Source organism: Salinicola salarius, from assembly GCF_003206135.1.
GTDB lineage: Bacteria > Pseudomonadota > Gammaproteobacteria > Pseudomonadales > Halomonadaceae > Salinicola > Salinicola salarius.
The window spans coordinates 48245-54591 of sequence record NZ_PZJT01000021.1; the positions used below are offsets into that span (position 1 = coordinate 48245).

Genomic DNA, 6347 nt, shown 5'->3' on the forward strand with positions numbered 1-6347 from the left:
GCGACTGACAGGGAGACGACGCATGAGCCGAACGCTGATACAGGCGCTCAAGGAGAGTGATTGTTTCGATCATCCGATCGGCGCCGTCGAAGTGTTCGAAACCCCCATCTCCTGGGTGGTATCGACCGGCGACTACGCCTACAAGATCAAGAAATCGCTGGATTACGGCAGTTTTCTCGATTTCTCGACCTTGGAGAAGCGACGTCGCCTCTGTGAGCAGGAAGTCGCGCTGAACCGTCGCGTGGCGCCTGCGCTCTATATCGGCTGCGTCGCGATCTCGGGGTCCGAGACGTCGCCGCGGGTCAACGACGACAGCGCGCCGATCGAGTACGCGGTCAAGATGCGCCAGTTCAGCAGCCGCCATCTGCTGAGTTCGCTGCAGGCCAGCGGTGAACTCTCGGCGGAACTGATCGACGATCTGATCGATCAGCTAGTGGCGCTGCACGAGTCGGCGCCCAGCGTGTCCGGCGATAACCCGCTGGGCTCGCCTTCGAGCATTCGCGACATGCTGGTCAACGAGTTCGAGACGATCGAGCCGCTGCTGGAATCGCCGCAGGATCAGGAGCAGCTGGCCAGGGTCAGGACACTGACGCTGGAGAGTTTTTCGCGGCTCGAACCCATTCTCGAGTCACGCTGGGAAGGCGGTTTCATTCGCGAAAGCCACGGTGATATTCACCTGGGCAATGCGGTGCGCTTCGAGGGCAAGGCGATCCTGTTCAATGGCATCGAGTTCAACGATCGCCTGCGCTGGTGCGATGTCGCCTGCGAACTGGCCTTCCTGATCATGGACCTGGAAGCCCGCGGCGAGAACGAGTTCGCGCACTATGCGCTCAATCGATATCTCGAGCTGTCCGGGGATTATCAGGCGGTCCGCCTGCTCAACTTCTACAAGCGCTACCGGGCGCTGTTGCGCGCACGGATCGAACTGGTCAGGGATCACGACGCCGGCATGATCGACGACCTGCCCGGGGGCGAGCCCATCGAGGTCTTCCGCCGTTATCTGTCCATGGCTCAGGAGTACAGCGAGTTCCGCTTCCCTTACCTGATCCTGGCGGTCGGTGTCTCCGGCAGTGGCAAGAGCCGGTTCACCGAGGAGATCGTGAGGCGTCTGGGTGGGGTACGGATCCGGTCCGATGTCGAGCGCAAGCGTCTGTTCGACTTCACGGCGGCGCCCGACGATGCCGACGCCGTCTACAGCGAGCAGGCCACCGACCAGACCTATCGGCGTCTCGCCGAATTGACGGGCACGGTACTCGAAGCCGGTTTGCCGGCGTGTATCGATGCCACCTGCCTGTTGCTGGAACAGCGCAAGCGGCTTCGGTTCGAGGCCGAGAAGCGCGGGCTTCCCGTCTTGATCGTCAGTTTCGAAGCGGATCGGGCGACACTACGGGCTCGCATCGTCAAGCGTGCCAGACGTAGCGGAGAACCTTCGGAAAGCAGCCTTGCGATTCTTGAACAGCAACTGGAACGCTTCGAGCCGTTTGCCAGCGACGAGACGACCCATCTCGTGCATCTCGACACGACGGCGCCGGATGCCAATCTGACGCTGGCTTCGTTGATCCAGGAACGCATGCGGCTGAACTGAAAAATCCACAGGGAAGCCGGTAGGGTTTCCCTGTGGATTGAAATTAGGTTCTTGCTATTGCTATTGCTATTGCTATTGCTATTGCTACTTGCGTTCAGCGGCGTCCGTTGGCGTAACGTGAAGCCATGACCGGAATCGTGCCCAGATTCTGTCGCGCCCAGTTGGTGGCCTGGATGCGGTTGTGAACGTTGATCTTGCGGAACAAGTTGTAGAGATGCGACTTGACCGTGTGTTCGCTCACGAACAGTTTTTCTGCGATTTCCGTATTGCTGGCACCCGATACCAGCAGGGTAACGATCTCCAGCTCACGTCGCGTCAGGCCACATACCGGTCGATAGGTATTGACTTGCTGGCGACGGTAAAAGTCTATCAACATCGCGGAGAGCGGCCGAGAAATCCACAGCTCGCCTTCCATTAGTTTGACAATACCTTTACAAATAAGCTCGAGATTGTCCTGCCGGTAGAACACGCCACGCAGGTGGATACCGATCAACAGTTCCATGACCTGCTTGTTATCGCGAACATTGAAGGCCGACAGAATGATCGCGTTATTTTCTTCGGCTCTGGTATTCCAGGCCAGTAAGTCCTTTTCCTGAACGTGATCTCCATCCAACAGGACGAGAACGTGGCGTCCCTCAGCCACCGGAAAACGCTCCTGGGGACTGAGTGCCGAGACGCGGCACCCGGTTTTCTGGTGGATGTAGTCCAAAAATAGTACAGACTGGGAGTTACAATCCGTAACAAGTACGATATCGGTGTTTTCAGTGTTCATGGTCTGATCCCTTCGAAGGATTTTAATTAGTCTTTTACACTTTTCGTTGTGATTCCTGGCTAGGTAATCGACTGCCTTCCGCGATTGTTGGAGCCCAATAGTGTTAATAAAACCCATGCGTTGTAAATATAGGGCATCTAACTTTTCAAACCGTGACACCGCAGGAACAATTAAGGACTCTGTAATTTTTTGATATTTCCTCTAAAAATCATAGATTTATGGTCATGTTAGCGGTAATTAATTAAAAAACATTGTTTCCATTCCCAGAAAAAGCACGCTTTCCTCTCTACAAAACAGGAATGACCAGTAGGCGAATTTTTGAGTTTTCTCATTACCGGCGGTAGTGGGAACTTCAATGGCAATAATAAGGGGCGCTATGCCCCGATCGCCGAGCCCCGTAGAATGACCGCTTTTGGCAGGAGACTCTGACAGGAGCCCATGAGCGTGCAGATTGATAACCTGGTCGTAGCCAGTGGCAACCGTGGAAAACTGGCTGAATTCCAGCAGCTACTAGGCCCGCTCGGTCTGCGTGTCCAACCGCAGTCGGATTTCGGCGTGACCGATGTGGAAGAGACCGGACTGACATTCGTCGAGAATGCCATCCTCAAGGCGCGAGCCGCCGCCCGTGCCAGCGGGTTGCCGGCGTTGGCCGACGATTCCGGGCTGGCAGTCGACGCACTGGCAGGGGCACCGGGCATCTACTCGGCCCGCTATGCCGGGGAATCGAACAACGGCGAATCCAAGGATGCGGCCAACAATGCCAAGCTGCTGGCGGCACTCAAGGATGTTCCCGAAGGGGAACGCACGGCGCGTTACTGGTGTGTGCTGGTCTATCTGCGGCATGCCGACGATCCCGTGCCGCTGATCGTCCAGTGCGACTGGAAAGGCGACATCCTGGCGTATCCGCGGGGTAATGGCGGCTTCGGCTACGATCCGCTTTTCTGGATACCCGAGTGTGGCATGAGCGTCGCCGAACTCAGCGCCGAGGAGAAGAACCGCTTGAGTCACCGGGGACGTGCGCTGCAGTCGCTGATCACGCAGCTCAAGGAATCGGGACAGGTTTCGGAATGATGGCTTTGCCGCCGCTGGCGCTCTACATCCACGTGCCCTGGTGCGTGCGCAAGTGTCCGTACTGCGATTTCAATTCGCATGGCGTGGGTCACGGCGCGGCGCTGCCGGAGTCCCGTTACGTCGAAGCGCTGCTGGCGGATCTCGATCACGACCTGCCGGCGGTTCAAGGCCGCGAGATCGTCAGTATCTTCATTGGCGGCGGGACGCCAAGCCTGCTCTCTCCGGCGGCCTACCAGCGCCTTTTCGATGGCCTGCGCGCGCGGCTGGCCTTCGCTTCGGATATCGAAATCACCCTGGAAGCCAACCCCGGCACGGTGGAGCAGAGCCGCTTCGAGGGCTACCGCCGGGCGGGAATCAATCGGTTATCCATCGGCGTACAGAGTTTCGCCGCCGCACAGCTCGAAGCATTGGGTCGCATTCACAATGGTGACGAGGCGGTGCGGGCAATGCGCAGCGCTCGGAATGCCGGGTTCGACAACGTCAATCTGGACCTGATGCACGGCCTGCCGGGGCAGACGCTGGAGACGGCGCTGCAGGATATCGAGACGGCGCTGGCGCTCGAGCCCACCCACCTGTCGTGGTATCAGCTGACGCTGGAGCCCAATACCGAATTCTTCTCCCATCCGCCGGCGCTGCCCGATGAAGAGCGGCTGTGGGATATCCAGGACGCCGGTCACGAACGGATCGAGGCAGCCGGTTTCTCCCGCTACGAGATTTCCGCCTACGCCCGGCCCGGGCGGCAGGCGCGCCACAATCTCAATTACTGGCGTTTCGGTGACTATCTCGGCATCGGCGCCGGTGCGCACGGCAAACTTTCCCGGGTCGACTCGGCAGGGAAGTGGTGTATCGAACGTCGCTGGAAAACGCGCCAGCCCGACGCCTACCTGCGCCGTCTCGACGACCCGCGCGGCTTCGTGGCCGGTGGTCAGGAAGTGGACGACCAGGCACTGCCGCTCGAGTTTCTAATGAACGCCTTGCGCCTGACCGAAGGCGTGAGCGCCGAGGATTGGGTAAACCATACCGGTCGGGCATTGTCTGAACTGACGCCTCGCCTGGAGCCGGCGCGACAGAAAGGACTGTTGATGGAGACGCCGTCGCGTCTGCAAGCGACCCCGCAAGGCCTGTTATTCTTGAACGACCTGCTCGCGCTGTTCGATGAAGCGCATTCGACCAACGGCGTCGATCCTCGAACGAGGGCCGAGCAGTGATGGATTCGTCGTCACGTTTTCTGGCGACAGGTAAGACGTGATGATTTGCCAGCAAGGAGTTCCTCAAGCATGAAGATGATGAAAAAGACGTTCTGGTTGTCCATTCCGCTTGCCGTGGCGGTTGGTGTGACCGGCTGTGCTTCCACCGGTACCGATGGCCAGCAGCAGAGCAGCGGCAACACCAAGACCTGGAGCGGTGCCGGCATTGGGGCGGTCGCCGGGGCGGTCGCGGGTGCATTGACCGGCGACGGCGGCAGCAGCACTCGGGATCGCGCCTTGATCGGTGCGGCGGCCGGTGCGGCGATCGGCGGCGGAGTCGGCGCCTACATGGATTCCCAGGAGAAAGAGCTGCGCAATCGCCTCGACGGTACGGACATCGGCGTCGAGCGTAACGGCAACGATCTGATCCTCAACATGCCGAGCAGCGTGACTTTCGACGTCGACGCCAGCGATCTGAAGACGGCAGCACGCCAGGCGCTCAACGACGTCAATGCGGTGCTGCGCTCCTATCCGGAAACGCGCATCAACGTGGCAGGCTATACCGACAGCACCGGCTCCGACAGCTACAACCAGACGCTGTCCGAACGGCGTGCGCAGTCGGTGGCGACCTATCTCGAACAGGGTGGCGTCGATGGCGGGCGCATCAACGCTGTCGGCTACGGCGAGTCGAACCCGGTCGCCAGCAACGACACCGAGGCGGGCCGTGCCCAGAATCGTCGCGTCGAGATCACGCTGACGCCGACACAGCAGTCCTGAGACCCAAGGCCGTCCCGAGACGGCCGATGATCGGTCTCGAATCCGGGCGTGGCCAACAGCCACGCCCTTTTTGATGGATGGATCCCCATGCTTGCCTACCAGCACGCCTATCATGCCGGCAATTTCGCCGACGTCCACAAGCACCTTGGCTTGCGGCAACTCGTCCAGGCCATGATGAAAAAGTCTTCCGCCATCAGCTTCGTCGATACCCATGCCGGCCGCGGGCTCTATCCGCTGGCCGCGCCGGAGACGCAGAAACTGGGCGAATATCGCCAAGGCGTCGAACGGCTATGGCAGCGTCGTCGCGGTATTCCTGCCGATTCGCCGGTGGGTGAATGGCTGGCGACGCTGGCGACGTTGCAGCCAGGTGCCGAGCTGAGCCGATACCCCGGCTCGCCCTGGTGGCTGGGTTCGGCGCTACGTCCGCAGGATCGGCTGACGCTGTTCGAGCTGCATCCGGGTGAACACCAGCACCTGGCCGATCAGGCCCTGGCGACCGACAGCGCCGTGCAGCGGCGGCAGGCGGATGGCCTCAAGGGGCTGGTGAAAGGATTGCCGGTCTCCACGCCGCGGCTGTGTGTACTGATCGACCCGAGCTACGAACGCAAGGCGGAGTATGACGAGGTCGCCGAGACGTTGCGTCAGGTGGTACGCAAGGTACGTCATGCGGTGGTGCTGGTGTGGTATCCGCTATTGCCGGCGGGGCGCCACCAGGCGATGCTGGCAACGCTGCGAGAGGCTGGCATTCCCAAGCTGTGGCGTAGCGAACTGCAGATCCGGGAACCGATCGCCGACCGCGGCATGTATGGCAGCGGCCTGCTGATGCTCAATCCGCCGTGGCAGCTGGATCGGGAGCTTGATCGCGCCTTTTCCACGCTGGCCCCGATGCTTGCCGATGGCGCCAGACATCATGGCGAGTGGTGGACGGCCGAGACTTTCTAGCTACGGGCTACGG

Annotated in this window: 6 protein-coding genes; 5 read left to right on the forward strand and 1 reads right to left on the reverse strand. The window is 60.3% G+C overall.

What is annotated here, in order from left to right:
• Window positions 1-22 precede the first annotated feature (22 nt).
• The gene (locus DOM32_RS16220; protein WP_110636444.1) at window positions 23-1585 is read left to right on the forward strand and encodes a bifunctional aminoglycoside phosphotransferase/ATP-binding protein; all 1563 of its coding nucleotides are present in this window, start codon (window positions 23-25) and stop codon (window positions 1583-1585) included.
• 94 nt (window positions 1586-1679) lie between these two features.
• Here the strand turns inward: DOM32_RS16220 and DOM32_RS16225 are convergent, their stop codons facing one another.
• Window positions 1680-2357 (reverse strand): LuxR C-terminal-related transcriptional regulator, encoded by a 678-nt coding sequence (locus tag DOM32_RS16225; protein WP_110636447.1) that lies wholly within the window; start codon window positions 2355-2357, stop codon window positions 1680-1682.
• Between the two features lie 444 nt (window positions 2358-2801).
• On the opposite strand from DOM32_RS16225, the gene rdgB reads away from it, so the two are divergent.
• The 4 genes from rdgB to DOM32_RS16245 all read left to right on the forward strand — a co-directional run bounded on the left by rdgB (window position 2802) and on the right by DOM32_RS16245 (window position 6334).
• Window positions 2802-3428: an RdgB/HAM1 family non-canonical purine NTP pyrophosphatase gene (gene rdgB, locus DOM32_RS16230; protein ID WP_420876626.1), complete on the forward strand. Its 627-nt coding sequence runs from the start codon at window positions 2802-2804 to the stop codon at window positions 3426-3428.
• Window positions 3425-4636 carry a radical SAM family heme chaperone HemW gene (hemW, locus tag DOM32_RS16235; RefSeq protein WP_420876627.1) on the forward strand — a complete coding sequence of 404 codons (1212 nt, stop codon included), beginning with the start codon at window positions 3425-3427 and terminating at the stop codon, window positions 4634-4636. The genes rdgB and hemW overlap by 4 nt, the downstream gene beginning before the upstream one ends.
• Window positions 4637-4714: 78 nt before the next feature.
• Window positions 4715-5392: a YiaD family glycine zipper/OmpA-like lipoprotein gene (locus tag DOM32_RS18290; RefSeq protein WP_071232504.1), complete on the forward strand. Its 678-nt coding sequence runs from the start codon at window positions 4715-4717 to the stop codon at window positions 5390-5392.
• A gap of 87 nt (window positions 5393-5479) precedes the next feature.
• Window positions 5480-6334 (forward strand): 23S rRNA (adenine(2030)-N(6))-methyltransferase RlmJ, encoded by an 855-nt coding sequence (locus DOM32_RS16245; RefSeq protein ID WP_110636452.1) that lies wholly within the window; start codon window positions 5480-5482, stop codon window positions 6332-6334.
• Window positions 6335-6347: the final 13 nt, after the last annotated feature.

Coding starts and splice junctions, on each gene's coding strand:
- DOM32_RS16220 (WP_110636444.1), top strand. CDS start 23: ATGAGCCGAACGCTGATACAGGCGCTCAAGGAGAGTGATTGTTTCGAT.
- DOM32_RS16225 (WP_110636447.1), bottom strand. CDS start 2,357: ATGAACACTGAAAACACCGATATCGTACTTGTTACGGATTGTAACTCC.
- hemW (WP_420876627.1), top strand. CDS start 3,425: ATGATGGCTTTGCCGCCGCTGGCGCTCTACATCCACGTGCCCTGGTGC.
- DOM32_RS18290 (WP_071232504.1), top strand. CDS start 4,715: ATGAAAAAGACGTTCTGGTTGTCCATTCCGCTTGCCGTGGCGGTTGGT.
- DOM32_RS16245 (WP_110636452.1), top strand. CDS start 5,480: ATGCTTGCCTACCAGCACGCCTATCATGCCGGCAATTTCGCCGACGTC.